The organism is Pseudomonas sp. stari2 (assembly GCF_040760005.1).
In the GTDB taxonomy this organism is placed as follows: Bacteria; Pseudomonadota; Gammaproteobacteria; order Pseudomonadales; family Pseudomonadaceae; genus Aquipseudomonas.
In genome coordinates this window covers 5,701,859-5,719,480 of record NZ_CP099760.1, presented here as the reverse complement: position 1 = coordinate 5,719,480, position 17,622 = coordinate 5,701,859, and the positions used below count along the sequence as shown (strand labels likewise).

Below are 17,622 nucleotides of genomic sequence, written 5' to 3'. Positions count from 1 at the left end.
TCGATCGCATGCTCTCCAGCGAGGATGTGATGCGTCGCCGCGCGACGCTGTTGCAACGCCTGCATATCGACGGACCCTTGCTGGTCCTGCTGCTGATCCTCGCCGCCGGCAGCCTGTTCGTGTTGTATTCGGCCAGCGGCAAGAGCTGGGACCTGCTGGCCAAGCAGGCCACGTCGTTCGGCATCGGCCTGGTGTCGATGATCGTCATCGCCCAGTTCGAGCCGAGGTTCATGGCCCGTTGGGTGCCGCTCGGCTATGTGGTCGGGGTGGTGCTGCTGATGGTGGTGGACATCATGGGCCACAACGCCATGGGCGCGACCCGCTGGATCAACATCCCCGGGGTGATCCGCTTCCAGCCGTCGGAATTCATGAAGATCCTGATGCCGGCGACTATTGCCTGGTATCTGTCCAAGCGCACGTTGCCGCCGCAGCTCAAGCACGTGGGGATCAGTCTGATGCTGATCGGTGTGCCGTTCATTTTGATCGTGCGGCAGCCGGATCTGGGCACGTCGCTGCTGATTCTGGCTGGCGGCGCCTTCGTGCTGTTCATGGGCGGATTGCGCTGGCGCTGGATCCTCAGCGTGCTGGCCGCCGCCGTACCCGTGGCGATCGCCATGTGGTTCTTCATCATGCACGACTATCAGAAGCAACGGATCCTGACCTTTCTCGACCCGGAAAGCGATCCGTTGGGCACCGGCTGGAACATTATTCAGTCGAAAGCCGCCATCGGTTCCGGCGGCGTGTTCGGCAAGGGCTGGCTGCTCGGTACCCAGTCGCACCTGGACTTCCTGCCGGAAAGCCACACCGACTTCATCATCGCGGTGCTGGGTGAAGAGTTCGGCCTGGTGGGCATCTGCGCGCTGCTGCTGATCTATCTGCTGCTGATCGGTCGCGGCCTGGTGATTACTGCCCAGGCCCAGACGCTGTTCGGCAAACTGCTTGCTGGCGCCTTGACCATGACGTTTTTTGTTTATGTTTTCGTCAACATCGGTATGGTCAGTGGCCTGTTGCCGGTGGTGGGGGTGCCGTTGCCGTTCATTAGCTACGGCGGAACTTCGCTGGTGACGCTGCTGTCAGCGTTTGGGGTTTTGATGTCGATCCATACGCATCGCAAGTGGATCGCACAGGTTTGAATAAGGTGAAGAGTTCAATGCAAGTAATGCGTGACTGGGCGACACGATACGCACCGTGGCTCGGCCTGGTAGGCATCCTTGGCAGCGCGCAGGAAGCGCTGGCCGGCGATTACGAAGGCTCGCCCCAGGTGGCCGAATTCGTCGGTGAAATGACCCGCGACTACGGTTTCGCCGGCGAACAACTGATGGCGGTGTTCCGCGAGGCGCAGCGCAAGCAGGCGATTCTCGACGCCATTTCCAAACCCGCCGAACGGGTCAAACAGTGGAAAGAATACCGGCCGATGTTCATCACCGACGCGCGCATTGCCCGTGGTGTGGATTTCTGGCGCCAGCACGAGGCCGTATTGGCCCGCGCCGAGCAGGAATACGGCGTTCCGGCCCAGGTGATCGTGTCGATCATCGGCGTTGAGACCTTTTTCGGACGTAATACCGGTAATTACCGGGTGATCGATGCCTTGTCCACGCTGGGTTTCGACTATCCTCCCCGTGCCGAATTTTTCCGCAAGGAACTGCGTGAGTTCCTGCTCTTGGCGCGTGAAGAGCAGGTCGACCCGCTGAGCCTCAAGGGTTCCTACGCCGGGGCGATGGGCTTGCCGCAGTTCATGCCGAGCAGCTTTCGCGCCTACGCGGTGGATTTCGACGGCGACGGCCACATCAATATCTGGAACAACCCGGATGATGCGATCGGCAGTGTCGCCAGCTACTTCAAGCGTCACGGCTGGGTGGCCGGCGAGCCGGTGGTCAGTCGTGCCGATGTGCGCGGCGAGCAGGTGGATGAAGGTTTGACCACCGGGATCGATCCGACGAAAACCGTCGGGGAGTTGCGAGCGCTGGGCTGGTCAAGTCATGATGCGCTGCGCGATGATATGCCGGTTACTGCATTTCGCCTGGAAGGCGACAACGGCCCGGAATACTGGATGGGCCTGAAGAATTTCTACGCGATCACGCGTTATAACCGCAGCGTGATGTACGCCATGGCTGTACATCAACTGTCTGAAGAGCTGGTAAAAGCACGGGGCGTCAAGTAATGCAGGCATTGCCTATCAACAAACCCCTGAAGCTGGTGGCATTTGCCGCGTTGGCGGTGCTGGTCGCCAGTTGCTCGACCAGCCGGGCGCCGACCCAGAAATACGCCTCGAACACCGTTCGTGCCCAACCGGGTCTGGACATCAACCGGGCCCACAAGGACGGCGCGCCATGGTGGGACGTCGATGTGTCGCGCATCCCGGACGCCACGCCGACCCTGCACACCGGCCCGTACAAGGCCAACCCGTACACCGTGCTGGGCAAGACCTACTTCCCGTTGCAGGAATCCAAGACCTACGTGGCCTCGGGTACCGCGTCCTGGTACGGCACCAAGTTTCACGGTCAGAACACCGCCAACGGCGAAGTCTATGACCTGTACGGCATGAGTGCCGCCCACAAGACCTTACCGCTGCCAAGTTACGTTCGGGTGACCAACCTGGACAACAACAAGAGCGTAATCCTGCGGGTCAACGACCGTGGGCCTTTCTATTCGGACCGGATCATCGACCTGTCCTACGCAGCGGCCAAAAAGCTCGGTTATGCCGAAATCGGCACCGCGCGGGTCAAGGTCGAGGGTATCGACCCGCAACAGTGGTGGGCCGCGAAAGGCCGTCCGGCGCCTTTGATGCTTAACGAGCCGCAAGTCGCGCAGAATACTGCGCCGGTGATCACGGCTTCGGCCGGTACCATCGAGCAGTGGACTCCGCCGCCGCAACAACACGCCTCCGACACTGTACCTGTACAGATCGGCGCAAAAAAAAACGCTTCTGCACCAGCGTCTGGCCAGTATCTGCAGGTGGGCGCGTTCGCCAACCCGGACGCTGCAGAACTCCTGAGGTCGAAGCTCAGCGGGATGGTGAGCGCTCCGGTGTTCATCAGCTCGATCGTGCGCAATCAGCAGACTTTGCACCGGGTACGCCTGGGACCGATCGGTTCGCCGGGTGAAATTGCCCAAGTACAAAACAGCGTGCGCCTGGCCAACCTTGGTTCGCCAAGTGTGGTCACCGAGTAAGTAATACGTAGCACTTGATTGACGGTTCACCAGCGATTGGGGGGTGAGCCAGGTTGTTGGCTCGTCGAAGAACAAAAGCCCGGCAAAGGGTGACTGGAGTGAGCAACTGAACACGCGATAACCCGTTAGAAGGTTATTTGATTAGTTTTTGCCCTTGGGCAAGTTTCCATTAGCGATTTCGAGAGACGGATGAACATCACCACCTTTGCCAAACGCCTGTGTCTGCTAGTCCCGCTGCTCCTCTCGCCAGCCGCCTTCGCGGCCGAGATGATGCCGTCGCCACCTCAACTGGCCGCAAAAGCCTACGTGCTCATGGACGCCAGCAGCGGCAACGTGCTGGTGGAGAACAACGGTGACCAGCGTCTGCCACCGGCCAGCCTGACCAAACTGATGACCGCGTACATCGCTACGCTGGAAATCCGTCGTGGCCAGATCGGTGAAAACGATCCGGTGACCGTCAGCGAAAACGCCTGGCGCACCGGCGGTTCGCGGATGTTCATCAAGGTCGGCTCGCAGGTGACTGTCAGCGACCTGCTGCACGGCATCATCATTCAGTCCGGCAACGACGCCAGCGTCGCAGTGGCCGAACACATCGCAGGCAGCGAAGATGCCTTCGCCGACCTGATGAACAAGACTGTCGCCGATCTGGGCATGACCAATACCCACTTCATGAACCCGACCGGTCTGCCGAACCCTGAGCACTACTCGTCGGCTCACGACATGGCGATCCTGGCGCGCGCGATCATCCACGAAGACCCGGCTCACTACGCGATCTACTCGCAGAAAGAGTTCTTCTGGAACGGCATCAAGCAGCCTAACCGCAACCTGCTGCTGTGGCGCGACAAGACCGTCGACGGTCTGAAAACCGGTCACACCGACGAAGCCGGCTACTGCATGGTGTCCTCGGCCGTACGTGACGGCATGCGCCTGATCGCCGTGGTGTTCGGCACCAACAGCGAAGTGGCCCGTGCTGCCGAAACCCAGAAACTGCTGACCTACGGTTTCCGTTTCTTCGAAACCCAGACCTTCTATCAGAAGGGCACCGAACTGGCTCAGGCCCCGGTGTGGAAAGGCACCACCAGCCAGGTCAAGGCCGGTCTGGCTGAAGACCTGACCATGACTCTGCCGAAAGGCCAGCTGAAGAAGCTTGCTGCCAGCATGACCATGAACCCGCAACTGACCGCGCCAATCGCCAAGGGCGATGTGATCGGTAAAGTCGAAGTGAAACTGGACGACAAGGTGGTGCACAGCGCCGACCTGATCGCCCTGGACGCTGTCGAGGAGGGTGGTATCTTCCGCCGCATGTGGGATAGCATCCGTCTATTCTTCTACGGCTTGTTCAACTGATTCGAGTTGACCTGCATGGCCCCGTTCCCCTCCGGAGCGGGGCCTTGTTCGTTACCGGGCTTACGCTTACGAGGCCGTTACGCCATGACCGATACCGAAGTAAAGGCGCCAAAGATCGAATTTCCGCAGGTTGATTATCCGGTTAAGGTGATCAGCGATACGGGCGTCGGCAACAAAGACAAGATCATCGACATCGTCAAGAAACACGCCAGGATCAACGATGAGCGTGTCGACGAGCGTCAGAGCAGCAACGGCAAGTACACCACCATCCAGTTGCACATCGTCGCGACCGACCAGGATCAGCTGTACAACATCAACAGCGAACTGCGGGCGACCGGCTTCGTACACATGGTGTTGTGATGCCGGGCACGCTGGGCTTTCGCGAACTTGGCCAGATGGCTTACGAGCCGGTCTGGCATGCCATGCAACGCTTTACCAACGAACGCGGCAGTGATGCCGCCGACGAAATCTGGCTCGTCGAACACCCGCCGGTGTTCACCCAGGGCCAGGCCGGCAAGGCCGAACACCTGTTGCTGCCGGGGGATATCCCGGTGGTGCAGGTCGACCGCGGCGGGCAGGTGACCTACCATGGCCCCGGCCAATTGGTGGCGTACCTGTTGCTGGATGTACGCAAACTGGGTTTTGGCGTACGCGACCTGGTCACACGCATGGAGCGGTGCCTGATCGAACTGCTGGCCAGCTACGGTGTGACCGCCGTGGCCAAGCCAGACGCTCCCGGCGTCTACGTCGAGGGAGCGAAAATCGCTTCTCTGGGTTTGCGGATTCGCCACGGTTGTTCCTTTCATGGCCTTGCCCTGAACGTGGACATGGACCTGGAACCGTTTCGACGGATTAATCCCTGCGGCTACGCCGGGCTGGCGATGACCCAGCTGAGCGATCACGCAGGATCGATTGAATTTGCCGAGGTAAGTGCCCGGCTGCGCGCGCAGCTCGTCAAACACCTCGACTATGCTGAGCAGACGACCCTGACGGGCGGAATCGACTGATATGACTACTGATGCAGTGCAAACCATGATCCCGACGCTCGACGTGACCGAGCGCCCGACCCCGCGTCCCAAGGTTGAAGCGGGCGTCAAGCTGCGCGGCGCCGAGAAGGTTGCACGCATCCCGGTGAAGATCATTCCGACCACCGAACTGCCGAAGAAACCCGACTGGATCCGTGTACGCATCCCGGTTTCGCCGGAAGTCGACCGCATCAAGAGCCTGTTGCGCAAGCACAAGCTGCACAGCGTCTGTGAAGAAGCGTCCTGCCCGAACCTGGGCGAGTGCTTCTCCGGCGGCACCGCGACCTTCATGATCATGGGTGACATCTGCACTCGTCGCTGCCCGTTCTGCGACGTCGGCCACGGTCGTCCGAAACCACTGGACGTCAACGAGCCGGAAAGCCTGGCCATTGCCATCGCCGACTTGCGTCTGAAGTACGTGGTGATCACCTCGGTTGACCGCGACGACCTGCGTGACGGCGGTGCCCAGCACTTTGCCGACTGCATCCGTGAAATCCGCAAACTGTCGCCGAACGTACAGCTCGAGACCCTGGTCCCGGACTACCGTGGTCGCATGGACATCGCTCTGGAAATCACTGCGGCCGAGCCGCCGGATGTGTTCAACCACAACCTGGAAACCGTGCCGCGCCTGTACAAGGCCGCGCGTCCGGGTTCGGATTACCAATGGTCGCTGACCCTGCTGCAACGCTTCAAGCAGATGATGCCGCACATTCCGACCAAGTCCGGCCTGATGCTGGGTCTGGGCGAGACCGACGACGAAGTCATCGAAGTCATGAAGCGCATGCGCGAACACGACATCGACATGCTGACCCTGGGCCAGTACCTGCAACCGTCCCGCAGCCACTTGCCGGTGCAGCGTTTCGTGCACCCGGACACCTTCGCCTGGTTCGCCGAGGAAGGTTACAAGATGGGCTTCAAGAACGTCGCGTCCGGCCCGTTGGTGCGTTCGTCGTACCATGCCGACGAGCAGGCGAAACTGGTCAAGGCCGAACTGCTCGGTTCCTGATTCAACGCTGAATGAGAAAATGCCCGCCGGGGTTTATCGCCCGGCGGGCATTTTTTTGCCCGGCCTACACTCGTTACTGACTTTTCCTGCAACCTGCGGCGAGGCTGAGCCTCTTCTGTTTGTCGCCGTTCCTGACTACTGTGTGCATGACTTCACGCAGGGAGATCCATGGATGACCGTTCGTCCCACTCACACCCTTTTTCCGCACAAGCCTGTGCCGGCGCTGCCGTCGGAAGGGCTGATAGGCGTCATTGCGCCAGCCGGCCCCGGAACGCTGGATACTGACAAGGCCGTTCAGTGGATGCGCGCCCGGGGTTACGGTTTGCGAGTGTTCCCTGGCGTCTACGAGAAGGATGGCTATCTGGCCGGCAGCGACGAGGTGCGGCTCAACGATCTGCACGCGGCGTTCACTGATCCCGAGGTCGACGCAATCATCTGTCTGCGTGGCGGTTACGGCACGCCGCGCCTTCTGGACAAAATTGACTATGATCTGCTGGCGCGCCATGCCAAGCCGTTCGTCGGCTACAGCGACATCACCGCTTTGCATCTGGCCATCAGCCGTTACGCAGGGTTCGTGACTTTTCATGGGCCGCTGCTGAATGCCGACTTGTTGGGGGGCAAGGAACCGCCGACGGTGACGTCATTCTTCGCCATGCTGCGCGGGCAGCTGAAGGCCGGCAGTGTATTGAGCCATCCGGTGGCTTATCCCTTGACTACGGTGGAGCCCGGTATTGCCCACGGGCGTTTGCTGGGCGGCAATCTGGCGATGATCGCCGCGACCCTGGGCACGCCTTACGAAATCGATGTCGAAGGGGTGATCCTGCTCATCGAGGACGTCAACGAGCCGCTGTATCGGATCGACCGCTTGCTGACCCAGATGCGCCTGGCCGGCAAGCTGGCCCGATTGCGCGGCGTGTTGGTCGGGGATATCGCGGGGGTGGATGTCGAGGCGCTGAATCGCCTGCTCAAGCAGACTTTCGAGCCGCTGCGGATTCCGGTGTTGTCAGGATGGCGCAGCGGACACTGTGATCCGAACCTGACGCTGCCGTTGGGCGCGCTGGTTCGACTGGATGCGGGGAAGAAGGAGTTGATGCTGGAGCAGGATGTGGTGATTCGTTAAACGAGCCACAAAAAAGACCGCCGCCTGAAGAGGCGGCGGTTTTGTTTTTACTGGCTACGCAAGCTTTCCAGCAGCTTGTGCGTCGGGTAACCGTCCGCCGGCCAGCCGAATGACTGTTGCGCACTGCGGATCGCTTTGCGCGTGTTGGCGCCGATGATGCCGTCGGCGGTGCCCGCGTCGTAGTTGCGCGCAGTCAGCAGGTTCTGCAGTTCAATCCGCTCGGTACGGCTCAGCGGCAGATCATCTTTTGGCCAGGTGCCATTGATCAGACCAGCACCGTTGAAGCGCTCGGACAACAGGCTGACGGCCAGGGCATAGGACGACGAGTTGTTGTACTTGAGGATCGCCCGGAAGTTATCGAGGATCAGGAACGCCGGGCCACGATAGCCGGCCGGCAGCAGCAGGGCAGCCGACAGTTGCTCGGAGCCGGCCGGCGCCTGGCCACCGCTGGGCAGAATCACACCCAGTTGCCGCCATTCTGCGACGCTCTTGCGAATCGCGCCGTCGGCCAGGGTGTAGTTGAAACCGCTCGGCAGTTGCACTTCGAAACCCCACGGCTGGCCACGCTGCCAGCCGGAGCTTTGCAGGTAGTGTGCGGTCGAGGCCAAGGCGTCAGCCGGGCTGCCCCAGATGTCACGGCGACCGTCGCCGTCGAAATCCACCGCGTGGGTGTTGTAGGTGGTCGGGATGAACTGAGTCTGGCCCATGGCACCGGCCCAGGAGCCGAGCATTTTCTCCGGCGTGATGTCGCCCTGTTGCAGAATCTGCAGCGCCGCGATCAGTTGCGCGTGAGCAAATCCCGGGCGGCGACCTTCATAGGCCAGGGTTGCCAGAGAGTTGATCACCGACTTGGTACCCTGGAACTGACCGAAATTGCTCTCCATCCCCCACACCGATACCAGCGCCTGGCGATCAACGCCATAGCGTTGCTCGATACGTTGCAGGATGTCGGCGTACTGGTTGATCAGAGCCTGGCCTTTGCGCACCCGCAGCGGCGACAGGGCGCCATCCAGGTATTCCCAGACCGGCCGGGCGAACTCCGGCTGGCTGCGGTCGGCGCGGATCACGCTGGCGTCGAAACTGACGTTGGCGAAGGCGCGGTCGAAAACGTCGGGACGGATACCAGCGGCCAGGGCGTCCTTGCGGAAACCGGCCTGCCACTCGGCAAAAGTCTGGGTCGGTTGAAGGTCGAGGTCGTCACCGGACGGCACTACCGGCGGAATAATCGCGGGGGCCGTGGCAACGGGAGCGGTCTGAAGCGGTTGAGCGTCGGCGGCGGTAGGTTTTTCCGCACAGGCGACAAGCAGAATGAAACTTGTGGCAGCGATCAGTTGGCGAAAGGGCCAACGACGGGAAAGACTGAGGGGCATGCACAGGTCCAGGGGATACGAATCAGGTGCAGACCTTAACATGAGGAAGGGGTGCTGCGCTTCAAGCGGCCAGAAAGTAAGAAGCCTCCCAGCTGTCAGACTGGAAGGCTTCGCGGCGATAGCTGCCTTTACCCTTTGTTGGTCGTTCCTGGCGACTGCGGAACAGGGGTTGGGCGACGATGGATTTGGCCTTGTTATGGCCATGTTTCGATGGCTTTTTGCTCATGAGGGTTCTCGCTATTGAGTGGGTTTTGCGCGGCAAATGATCTGCCGATGCCGAGCGTCTGTCTATAGGACTGAAGACGAGATGTTCTGTAGGAATGGTCTGTACAAAGAAAACGGGATCGCAGTGTGCGATCCCGAGTTTCATTCGGCAGGTAACGTCAGTCGCTGACCGGCCATCAACAGCGCCAGCCGACTGAGGCTCATCCACGGCGAGCCCGCCGCCTGGCCCTTGATCTGCGCATCGATGCGCTGGGCCTCGAGCAGCAACTGTGCCCAGCGCTGTGCCGAGTAGCGTTGCAGGGCCTTGCTCATCAGCGGTTTGCGCTTGTCCCAGACTGGCGGCTTGGCCTGACTGAAGCACTTGTCCAGCGGCGTGCCCTGACTGTATTGCAACGAGATGTTGGCCAGCAGGCGCAACTCACGGGCCAGGGCCCAGAGGATCACCGGCGGCTCGACCCCTTCACCGCGCAGCCCTTCGAGCATGCGCAGGGCGTGGGCCGGTTCACCGTTGAGCACCGCGTCGGTCAGGCCGAACACGTCGAAGCGCGCACTGTCGGCCACGGCCGCCTGTACGGTTTCGACAGTAATCTGACCGCCTTCGGCCATCAGCTTGAGCTTCTCGATCTCCTGCGCGGCAGCCAGCAGGTTACCCTCGACCCGCGCGCCAATCAGTTCGACCGCGTCCTGACTGGCCGAGAGGCCGGCCTGGGACAGGCGCTGACGAATCCAGCTCGGCAGCTGATTGGCATCCACCGGCCAGATCTGGATGAACTGGGTCTGCTGACCTTCGACCAGAGCCTTGCCCCACTTGGTCTTCTGCGCGCTGCCGTCCAGCTTCGGCAGGCTGATCAACAGCACCGTGTCTTCAGCCGGGCGTGAGCAGTATTCAATCAGTGCGGCCGCACCTTTGTCACCGGGCTTGCCCGAAGGCAGGCGCAGTTCCAGCAAGCGTTTTTCGGCGAACAACGACATGCTGGCACCGGCCTGCAGCAACGTGCCCCAATCGAAATTGGCGTCGGCGGCGAACACCTGGCGTTCGTCGAAACCTTGCTGACGGGCAGCGGAACGAATGGCGTCGGCAGCTTCCTGGCACAGCAGCGGGTCATCGCCGCTGATGATGTAGACCGGCGCAAGGGCGCCTTGCAGTTGTTTGCCGAGTTGGGCGGGAGCGAGCTTCATAAGAAAGGGCGAACGGGGCGCCTGAGCGCCCCGGACGTCTTACTGCTGCGGCAGTTCGAGCGGCGACTGGCGCGGGGTTTCCGCTTCAGCCTTCTGCGCCGCTTCCAGGGCGTCGGCTTCTGCCTTGGCCCGGGCGTTGGCGGTCTGCTGCAGGGCATCCAGCTGAGCCGGAGTCAGCTGTTGCAGACGCAGCATCATGCGTTGAACCAGTTCGCGACGAGTTTCACGACGAGCGTCATTGGCTTCCTGGTCGGAGCCAACGAGGTTGTTGCCGTCGTGGATGAACACTTTCTGCACTTCAAGCTTGTCGCTTTTGAGCAGCAGGTCTTTTTCGCCACGGATATCGTAGTTGAGTACGGTGCTCACCTGATACTCGCCAGTGCGACCGGCGCCGGCGTAGCTGAGGATGCGCTGGGATTCCTGCTCATCGGCCAGGTAAAGCTTGTAAGGCGCACCGGAGACGATCTTGACACCGCTGGCCTCCAGCACCTGACGCAGTTGCGTCACGGTTTCGCCGTAGGCGTTGCGGGCGCTCAGATCAAGTTCCTTGATCGACAGTTCGTTGGTGCCAGTGCCGCGTAGCTGGAAACCGCAGGCGCTCAACAGGACAGCGAGGCCCATCACCAGCAGATTGCGTTTGATCATTGTGTTGCTCCCCTTGAAACCATGTGGGCCGACCCTGCGGCCCGAAAGGTTTTACTGGGCGTCAGGCTCACCTGACGCCCGATCCAATTAGCTGGCGACGATATTGACCAGTTTCCCGGGCACTACGATTACTTTGCGAATAGTCAGGCCGTCGACAAAACGCAGCACGTTTTCGTTGGCGCGGGCTGCCGCTTCGACTTCTTCACGGGTGGCGGCGGCCGGCATTTCGATCTGGCCACGCAGCTTGCCGTTGACCTGGATCACCAGAGTCAGGCTGTCCTGCACCAGCGCACTTTCGTCCAGCACCGGCCAGGCGGCGTCGATCACCGGATCGGCGTGGCCCAGGCGGTTCCACAACTCGTGGCTGATATGCGGTGTGATCGGAGCCAGCAGCAGCGTCACGGTTTCCAGACCTTCCTGAACCAGTGCGCGATCCTGCTCGGTCGCTTGCGCGGCTTTTTCCAGCACGTTCATCAGCGTCATCACCTGAGCGATGGCGGTGTTGAATTTGTGGTTCTGGCCGACGTCATGGCTGGCCTGCTTGATCGCCTGGTGGATCGCGCGACGAATGACTTTCTGCTCGTCATTCAGGCTGGCGATATCCAGTTTGCCCGGCAGGCCCTGAGTAACGTGGGCCTGAGCCAGACGCCAGACGCGCTTGAGGAAACGGTGCGAACCTTCCACGCCGGAGTCGGACCACTCAGCGCTCATGTCAGGTGGCGAGGCGAACATCATGAACAGACGGCAGGTGTCGGCGCCGAACTGATCGATCATCGACTGTGGGTCGACGCCGTTGTTCTTCGACTTGGCCATCTTCTCGGTGCCGCCGATTTCCACCGGCAGGCCGTCCGCAATCAGCTTGGCGCTGATGACCTTGGCCTTGCTGTCGCGCTCGAGTTCCACGTCCGCCGGGTTGAACCAGGTGTAGGCGCCATTGGCTTCACGGCGATAGTAGGTCTCGGCGACTACCATGCCCTGGGTCAGCAGGTTCTTGAACGGCTCGTTGGAGCTCACCAAGCCTTCGTCACGCATCAGCTTGTGGAAGAAGCGCGCGTAGAGCAGGTGAAGAATGGCGTGTTCGATACCACCGATGTACTGATCCACCGGCAACCAGTGGTCAGCCGCGGATTTTTCCACCAGACCGCCTTCGAAGTGCGGCGAGGCGTAACGGGCGTAGTACCAGGACGACTCGACGAAGGTGTCCATGGTGTCGGTTTCACGCTTGGCAGGCTGGCCGCATTTCGGGCAGGTGCACTCGTAGAACTCGGGCATGCGCGCCAGCGGCGAACCGGCGCCGTCCGGTACCACGTCTTCTGGCAGTACGACCGGCAACTGGTCTTCCGGTACCGGCACGTCACCGCAGGCATCGCAGTGGATGATCGGGATCGGGCAGCCCCAATAGCGCTGACGGCTGATGCCCCAGTCGCGCAGGCGGAACTGGGTGCGCGAGGCGCCGAGGTTTTTCTTGATCAGGGCGACTTCCATGGCATCGAACGCGCCGGCGAAGTCCAGACCGTCGAATTCGCCGGAGTTGATCAGCGTGCCGTGCTCACCGTAGGCGTCTTGCCATGGCGCCGGGTTGGTTTCACCGGAGCTGGTGCGGACCACGGATTTGACCGGCAGGTTGTACTTGTGGGCGAATTCGAAATCGCGCTCGTCGTGCGCCGGCACAGCCATGACCGCGCCATCGCCGTAGTGCATCAGCACGTAGTTGGCGACCCACACCGGCAGTTTTTCGCCCGTCAGCGGGTGCTCGACGAACAGACCGGTCGGCACGCCTTTCTTCTCTTGCGTGGCGACGTCGGCTTCAGCGACGCTGCCGCCCTTGCATTCGGCGATGAACGCTTGCAGCTCAGGGTTGTTCTTCGCGGCGAGAGCAGCCAGGTGGTGTTCGGCTGCCACGGCAACGTAGGTTGCGCCCATCAGGGTGTCCGGACGGGTGGTGAAGACTTTCAGCGTGCCGCTTTCGCCGATCGATTCGACGTTGTACGGGAACTGCACTTCCATTCCGCGCGACTTGCCGATCCAGTTGCGCTGCATGGTCTTGACCTGCTCGGGCCAGCCAGTCAGTTCGTCGAGACTCTCCAGCAGCTCATCCGCGTAGGCGGTGATCTTGAAGTAGTACATCGGGATTTCGCGCTTTTCGATCAGCGCGCCGGAACGCCAGCCGCGACCGTCGATCACCTGCTCGTTGGCCAGAACGGTCTGGTCGATCGGGTCCCAGTTCACGGTGCCGTTCTTGCGGTAGATCACGCCTTTTTCGAACAGGCGAGTGAACAGCCATTGTTCCCAGCGGTAGTAATCCGGTTTGCAGGTGGTGACTTCGCGCGACCAGTCCACCGCCAGGCCCAGGCTGCGCAGCTGGGATTTCATGTAGGCGATGTTTTCGTAGGTCCACTTGGCCGGGGCCACGTTGTTCTTCATCGCGGCGTTTTCCGCCGGCATGCCGAAGGCGTCCCAACCCATCGGTTGCAGGACGTTCTTGCCGAGCATGCGCTGGTAGCGGGAGATCACGTCGCCGATGGTGTAGTTGCGCACGTGCCCCATGTGTAGCTTGCCGCTGGGGTAAGGGAACATCGACAGGCAGTAGTAAGTCTCCTTGCCTGGCTGTTCACTGACTTCAAAGGACTTTTGCTCGTCCCAGAACGACTGGGCGGCGGCTTCGATTTCACGGGGTTGATATTGTTCGTGCATGGCTACTTTTGTACTGGATAGGGGTGGCCTAATCCTCTTCAATGCGACATCCGGAGCGGGCCGGACGGGCTGGAAGTGGAGTTACAGGAAGCGCCGTAGCATACATGACCGCGCTTGGCCTAGGGAAACCCTGATTGCAGCCGTTTGACCCGTTGAAATCGCGGCGAGGGCCGTTGGTCGCGGCGTGCAGCCGGTTTGTGCAGCGAAGCTAAGCTCTAACTGGGGAGTGAGTCTTATCTTCAATGAGGTGAGGGATGGTGGAGTCACAGCAAAGAAACATAACCAAACCCGAGTTGTACGAGCGGTTGATCGATCGTCTGGGAATGGCTCTGGACGCTGCAAAAACCGCTGGACGGCTGCGCGACGAGCGCCCCCTGGAGCTTGAATTGCGTGGCTTGAGTCCCGCCGAGTTCAATCTGGTCAAGGCTTATCTGGATCGCAGTGAGCGTGAAACCCACGGATACCTGTCACAGGCAGTGAAGCAACTCGATGCAGCCCATTCGGCCAAGGTCATCTGGCTCAAGGACAAGGCACCGGGCAGAGAGACCGTAAAAGTGCGCACTCTGCAGGCCAAGTAAACGCATGGCAGGTCAAAAAGCGGATCTTTTTCAACGGGATCCGACCCTACTGGTTGTCGCGTTGTATCAACCCACTTAGGCTTCGGGCATCTCTGGAGATGCTCGATGCCTTTTCGTTATTTCATTAAACAACTTCTGTTGCCGCCCGGCCTTCTTTTGCTGCTGTTGCTCGTCGCCTGGTGGTTGAGACGTTCGCGGCCGCGACTGGCCGGGCTGTGCTTTGTCTTGGGATTTGGCGGCTTCCTGCTGATGAGCCTGCCGGTGGTCGTGCAATGGGGGGCCAAGGCCCTGGAACGCGAGCCGCCGCTGGCCCGGGATTCATGGCCAAGCCTTGCGCAGCGCGCCGATGCGATTGTGGTGCTGGGCTCCGGGCGCGAGCGCGGAGATCTGGCCTGGGGTGAAGATCAACCGACGGGCGTCGGGCTTGAGCGACAGCGCTACGCGGCGCGTCTGGCCAAGGCCTCAGGGTTGCCGATTCTGACCAGCGGTGGCCTGCATTACGGTACGCCGCCGACCGAAGCCAAACTGATGGCCGATTCACTGCGCGATGATTTCGGTGTGACGGTGCGCTGGCAGGAAGGGGAGAGCCGCACCACGTGGGAAAACGCTGCCTTCAGCGCCAAAATGCTGCTGCCGGAAGGCGTCAAACGTATCGTGCTGGTGACCCAGGCCTGGCACATGCCGAGGGCGGTGTGGAGTTATCAACAGGCTGGATTTGAAGTGGTGCCGGCGCCGGTCGGTTTCCTCGGCACCGACAATGCCCGGCCGTTCGGCGGCTGGCTGCCGGAGTTCAAGTCGATCTGGCAGAGCGGGCAATTGATGAACGAGGCGGTGGGGCAGATCGGCTATTCGTTGTTCTACCGAGCAGGCGACAGCGGAGACTGAGGGTCTTGGACATCCGGTTGGTCATCAGCGCCCAGCCAAACAGCACCACGCACAGGATGATCAGCGGCCACGAACGCCACTGCAGATACGGCGTCAGGTTGTGCATCGGCACCACTTCGCCGTACAGCACGCCTTGTTCGAACTGCGGAATGCGCTCGGTGATCTGCCCGAACGGGTTGATCAGGCCGGTCACGCCGTTGTTGGTGGCGCGGATCATCCAGCGCCCCGCTTCAAGAGCGCGCATCTGCGCCATCTGCAGGTGTTGCAGCGGGCCGATGGAGGTGCCGAACCAGGTGTCGTTGCTGATGGTCAGCAGCAGATCGCTGTGTGCGGCCAGACCGGCAGCGAACTCCGGGTATACCACTTCGTAGCAGATGAACGGCGCAATCTGATAACCCTTGGCCTGCAACAACGGCTGATCCGCAGGACCTCGAGCGAAGTCGGACATCGGCAGATCGAAGAACGCGATCAGCCCGCGCAGCAGGTCCTGCAACGGCACATACTCGCCGAACGGCACCAGTTTCTGCTTCAGATACGTACCGTCGCCTTCGCCGACCACCGTAATGCCGTTGAAGAAGCGTTTTTCGTGACGCACCGTCTGGCGGATCGGCACACCTGTAATCAGCGCCGATTTACGCTCGGCGGCGAAGGTGCCCATCATGTTCAGGTAACCCTCGGCGGACTCCTTGAGCACCGGGACGGCGGTTTCGGGCCAGATCAGCAGATCCACCGGTTTCGAACGGAAACTCAGGTCGCGGTACAGCGCCAGTTGCGCGTTGAGCTGCGCCGGGTCCCATTTCATGCTTTGCTCGACGTTGCCTTGGATGGCGGCAACGGTCAGCGGTGCGCCGGACGGGCTGGTCCAGGCATGGCCTTTCAAGGCAATGCCCGCCGCCCATGGGCCGACCAACAGCACCAGCCCGGCGGCGATAAAGCCTTTGCGACCGGTCTGCAGCAGGCGCGGTGCGTTGTAGATCAGCGCGGCGGTCAGCGCCAGGACGAACGACACCAGCCACATGCCGCCCACTGGTGCGAGCCCGGCCAGAGGACCATCGAGCTGGCTGTAACCGGAATATAGCCACGGGAAACCGGTGAGGAACCAGCCACGGAACGCTTCCTGGCCAACCCACAATGCAGCGAAAGCCGGGGCATCGGCCAGTGGTGCCTCGTTGCGGCGCAGCCAGCGCGCCCACAGCCACGCGGGCAGGGCGAAGAACCAGGCAATGGCCGCGGTGAAAATCAACATCAGGAAACCGGCCAGCAGCACCGAAGCGCCACCGAAATGGTGGATGCTGTAGTAGATCCAGCTGGTGCCGGCGCCGAACAGACCGAAGCCGAAGCACCAGCCGCGACCCAGGGCCTGGCGCGGGCTCAGCTCGCGCAGGCCGGCATAGAACAGGCCGACCGCCAGCAGGGCCAGCGGCCAGAGATCGAACGGCGCGAGAGCGAAGGTGGTGATTGCACCGGCCGCCACGGCCAGCAGGTTACCGGGCCAGCCGGGGCGGGTTGTCCAGCGCATTTCAGTCCTTATTTATTACCGGGCGATTGGCGTCAGTCGCAGCAGATGAATCCGACGACTGTCGGCGTTCAGGATGCGGAAACGATAGGCGCCGATTTCAGTGATTTCGTTGCGTTTTGGCAAGTGCCCGAACGCACTCATCACCAGCCCGCCGACGGTGTCGAACTCGTCGTCGGAAAACTCGCTGTCGAAGAACTCGTTGAAGTTCTCGATCGGCGTCAGGGCCTTGATCAAGAAATCACCGCTGGGCAGCGGCTTGATGTAGCTGTCCTCTTCGACGTCGTGCTCGTCTTCGATGTCGCCGACGATTTGCTCAAGCACGTCTTCGATGGTCACCAGACCCGCCACACCGCCGTATTCGTCGATCACGATGGCCATGTGGTTGTGGTTGGCGCGGAACTCACGCAGCAACACGTTCAGACGCTTGGACTCCGGCACGAAGGTGGCCGGGCGCAGCAGATCCTTGATGTTGAAGCTGTCACCGTTCTCCTTGAGGATCAGCGGCAGCAGATCCTTTGCCAGCAGCACGCCCATCACGTCGTCATGGCTTTCGCCGATGACCGGGTAGCGCGAGTGGGCCGAGTCGACCACGGCGGGAAGGAATTCGCGGGGTGTCTGGGTCGCCTTGATGCTGATCATCTGCGAGCGCGGCACCATGATGTCGCGAACCTGCAGGTCAGCCACCTGGATGGCGCCTTCGACGATGGCCAGCGCTTCGCTGTCCAGCAGTTTGTTCTGATGTGCATCGCGCAGCAGCTCCAGCAGCTCCTGGCGGTTCTTCGGCTCGTGGGCAAAAGCCTGGGTCAGTTTGCCCAGCCATGACTTCTGCCCGTTGCTCGATCGATCTTCGCTCATAGC

The 17,622-nt window shown here is 61.3% G+C and carries 16 protein-coding genes and 1 pseudogene; 10 read left to right on the top strand and 7 right to left on the bottom strand.

Annotation, left to right across the window (positions count from 1 at the left end):
• Positions 1 to 29: 29 nt before the first annotated feature.
• The 8 genes from rodA (at position 30) to NH234_RS26195 (ending at position 7,669) form a co-directional block, all read left to right on the top strand.
• Complete coding sequence (gene rodA, locus NH234_RS26230) at positions 30 to 1,133, top strand: rod shape-determining protein RodA (protein WP_085712360.1); 1,104 nt, start codon at positions 30 to 32, stop codon at positions 1,131 to 1,133.
• A 17-nt stretch (positions 1,134 to 1,150) separates the two neighbouring features.
• Entirely contained in the window at positions 1,151 to 2,161 is a 1,011-nt protein-coding gene (gene mltB / locus NH234_RS26225) for a lytic murein transglycosylase B (RefSeq protein WP_085732951.1), read from the top strand.
• Positions 2,161 to 3,171 carry a septal ring lytic transglycosylase RlpA family protein gene (locus NH234_RS26220; RefSeq protein WP_085732950.1) on the top strand — a complete coding sequence of 337 codons (1,011 nt, stop codon included), beginning with the start codon at positions 2,161 to 2,163 and terminating at the stop codon, positions 3,169 to 3,171. Before mltB ends, NH234_RS26220 begins: the two co-directional genes overlap by 1 nt.
• Positions 3,172 to 3,360: 189 nt before the next feature.
• Positions 3,361 to 4,518 carry a D-alanyl-D-alanine carboxypeptidase family protein gene (locus NH234_RS26215; protein ID WP_065259591.1) on the top strand — a complete coding sequence of 386 codons (1,158 nt, stop codon included), beginning with the start codon at positions 3,361 to 3,363 and terminating at the stop codon, positions 4,516 to 4,518.
• A gap of 84 nt (positions 4,519 to 4,602) precedes the next feature.
• A complete protein-coding gene (locus NH234_RS26210) occupies positions 4,603 to 4,878 on the top strand; it encodes a DUF493 domain-containing protein (RefSeq protein ID WP_011336094.1) in 276 nt (91 codons plus the stop codon).
• A complete protein-coding gene (lipB, locus tag NH234_RS26205; protein ID WP_085732949.1) occupies positions 4,878 to 5,525 on the top strand; it encodes a lipoyl(octanoyl) transferase LipB in 648 nt (215 codons plus the stop codon). Before NH234_RS26210 ends, lipB begins: the two co-directional genes overlap by 1 nt.
• A gap of 25 nt (positions 5,526 to 5,550) precedes the next feature.
• Positions 5,551 to 6,549: a lipoyl synthase gene (gene lipA / locus NH234_RS26200; protein WP_367257253.1), complete on the top strand. Its 999-nt coding sequence runs from the start codon at positions 5,551 to 5,553 to the stop codon at positions 6,547 to 6,549.
• A gap of 172 nt (positions 6,550 to 6,721) precedes the next feature.
• Entirely contained in the window at positions 6,722 to 7,669 is a 948-nt protein-coding gene (locus NH234_RS26195; protein ID WP_367254777.1) for an LD-carboxypeptidase, read from the top strand.
• Positions 7,670 to 7,716: 47 nt separating this feature from the next.
• Here NH234_RS26195 and NH234_RS26190 read toward each other — a convergent pair whose 3' ends face one another.
• The 5 genes from NH234_RS26190 to leuS form a co-directional block, all read right to left on the bottom strand.
• The gene (locus tag NH234_RS26190) at positions 7,717 to 9,039 is read right to left on the bottom strand and encodes a lytic murein transglycosylase (protein WP_367254775.1); all 1,323 of its coding nucleotides are present in this window, start codon (positions 9,037 to 9,039) and stop codon (positions 7,717 to 7,719) included.
• 61 nt (positions 9,040 to 9,100) lie between these two features.
• Positions 9,101 to 9,265 (bottom strand): alternative ribosome rescue factor ArfA, encoded by a 165-nt coding sequence (gene arfA / locus NH234_RS26185; RefSeq protein WP_007958672.1) that lies wholly within the window; start codon positions 9,263 to 9,265, stop codon positions 9,101 to 9,103.
• Between the two features lie 140 nt (positions 9,266 to 9,405).
• Entirely contained in the window at positions 9,406 to 10,443 is a 1,038-nt protein-coding gene (holA, locus tag NH234_RS26180) for a DNA polymerase III subunit delta (protein WP_367254773.1), read from the bottom strand.
• A gap of 39 nt (positions 10,444 to 10,482) precedes the next feature.
• On the bottom strand, positions 10,483 to 11,088 hold the full coding sequence (gene lptE, locus NH234_RS26175; RefSeq protein WP_085732944.1) for an LPS assembly lipoprotein LptE: 606 nt from the start codon (positions 11,086 to 11,088) through the stop codon (positions 10,483 to 10,485).
• A gap of 87 nt (positions 11,089 to 11,175) precedes the next feature.
• Complete coding sequence (gene leuS / locus NH234_RS26170) at positions 11,176 to 13,782, bottom strand: leucine--tRNA ligase (RefSeq protein ID WP_367254770.1); 2,607 nt, start codon at positions 13,780 to 13,782, stop codon at positions 11,176 to 11,178.
• Positions 13,783 to 14,036: 254 nt separating this feature from the next.
• Here leuS and NH234_RS26165 point away from each other — a divergent pair, with 254 nt between their 5' ends.
• Both NH234_RS26165 and NH234_RS26160 read left to right on the top strand, forming a co-directional pair.
• Positions 14,037 to 14,360 carry a hypothetical protein gene (locus NH234_RS26165; RefSeq protein ID WP_085712273.1) on the top strand — a complete coding sequence of 108 codons (324 nt, stop codon included), beginning with the start codon at positions 14,037 to 14,039 and terminating at the stop codon, positions 14,358 to 14,360.
• Positions 14,361 to 14,465: 105 nt separating this feature from the next.
• Complete coding sequence (locus NH234_RS26160) at positions 14,466 to 15,245, top strand: YdcF family protein (RefSeq protein ID WP_085732942.1); 780 nt, start codon at positions 14,466 to 14,468, stop codon at positions 15,243 to 15,245.
• Here NH234_RS26160 and lnt read toward each other — a convergent pair.
• Positions 15,244 to 16,764, bottom strand: a pseudogene (gene lnt, locus NH234_RS26155) (apolipoprotein N-acyltransferase); the annotation flags it as partial. The gene NH234_RS26160 and the pseudogene lnt sit on opposite strands and share 2 nt — an antisense overlap.
• 15 nt (positions 16,765 to 16,779) lie before the next feature.
• Entirely contained in the window at positions 16,780 to 17,619 is an 840-nt protein-coding gene (locus tag NH234_RS26150) for an HlyC/CorC family transporter (RefSeq protein ID WP_007909641.1), read from the bottom strand.
• Positions 17,620 to 17,622 lie beyond the last annotated feature (3 nt).

What these genes read in the sequence shown, in the direction of transcription:
- rodA (WP_085712360.1), top strand. Translation starts at nt 30, where the DNA reads ATGCGTCGCCGCGCGACGCTGTTGCAACGCCTGCATATCGACGGACCC.
- mltB (WP_085732951.1), top strand. Translation starts at nt 1,151, where the DNA reads ATGCAAGTAATGCGTGACTGGGCGACACGATACGCACCGTGGCTCGGC.
- NH234_RS26220 (WP_085732950.1), top strand. Translation starts at nt 2,161, where the DNA reads ATGCAGGCATTGCCTATCAACAAACCCCTGAAGCTGGTGGCATTTGCC.
- NH234_RS26215 (WP_065259591.1), top strand. Translation starts at nt 3,361, where the DNA reads ATGAACATCACCACCTTTGCCAAACGCCTGTGTCTGCTAGTCCCGCTG.
- NH234_RS26210 (WP_011336094.1), top strand. Translation starts at nt 4,603, where the DNA reads ATGACCGATACCGAAGTAAAGGCGCCAAAGATCGAATTTCCGCAGGTT.
- lipB (WP_085732949.1), top strand. Translation starts at nt 4,878, where the DNA reads ATGCCGGGCACGCTGGGCTTTCGCGAACTTGGCCAGATGGCTTACGAG.
- lipA (WP_367257253.1), top strand. Translation starts at nt 5,551, where the DNA reads ATGATCCCGACGCTCGACGTGACCGAGCGCCCGACCCCGCGTCCCAAG.
- NH234_RS26195 (WP_367254777.1), top strand. Translation starts at nt 6,722, where the DNA reads ATGACCGTTCGTCCCACTCACACCCTTTTTCCGCACAAGCCTGTGCCG.
- NH234_RS26190 (WP_367254775.1), bottom strand. Translation starts at nt 9,039, where the DNA reads ATGCCCCTCAGTCTTTCCCGTCGTTGGCCCTTTCGCCAACTGATCGCT.
- arfA (WP_007958672.1), bottom strand. Translation starts at nt 9,265, where the DNA reads ATGAGCAAAAAGCCATCGAAACATGGCCATAACAAGGCCAAATCCATC.
- holA (WP_367254773.1), bottom strand. Translation starts at nt 10,443, where the DNA reads ATGAAGCTCGCTCCCGCCCAACTCGGCAAACAACTGCAAGGCGCCCTT.
- lptE (WP_085732944.1), bottom strand. Translation starts at nt 11,088, where the DNA reads ATGATCAAACGCAATCTGCTGGTGATGGGCCTCGCTGTCCTGTTGAGC.
- leuS (WP_367254770.1), bottom strand. Translation starts at nt 13,782, where the DNA reads ATGCACGAACAATATCAACCCCGTGAAATCGAAGCCGCCGCCCAGTCG.
- NH234_RS26165 (WP_085712273.1), top strand. Translation starts at nt 14,037, where the DNA reads ATGGTGGAGTCACAGCAAAGAAACATAACCAAACCCGAGTTGTACGAG.
- NH234_RS26160 (WP_085732942.1), top strand. Translation starts at nt 14,466, where the DNA reads ATGCCTTTTCGTTATTTCATTAAACAACTTCTGTTGCCGCCCGGCCTT.
- NH234_RS26150 (WP_007909641.1), bottom strand. Translation starts at nt 17,619, where the DNA reads ATGAGCGAAGATCGATCGAGCAACGGGCAGAAGTCATGGCTGGGCAAA.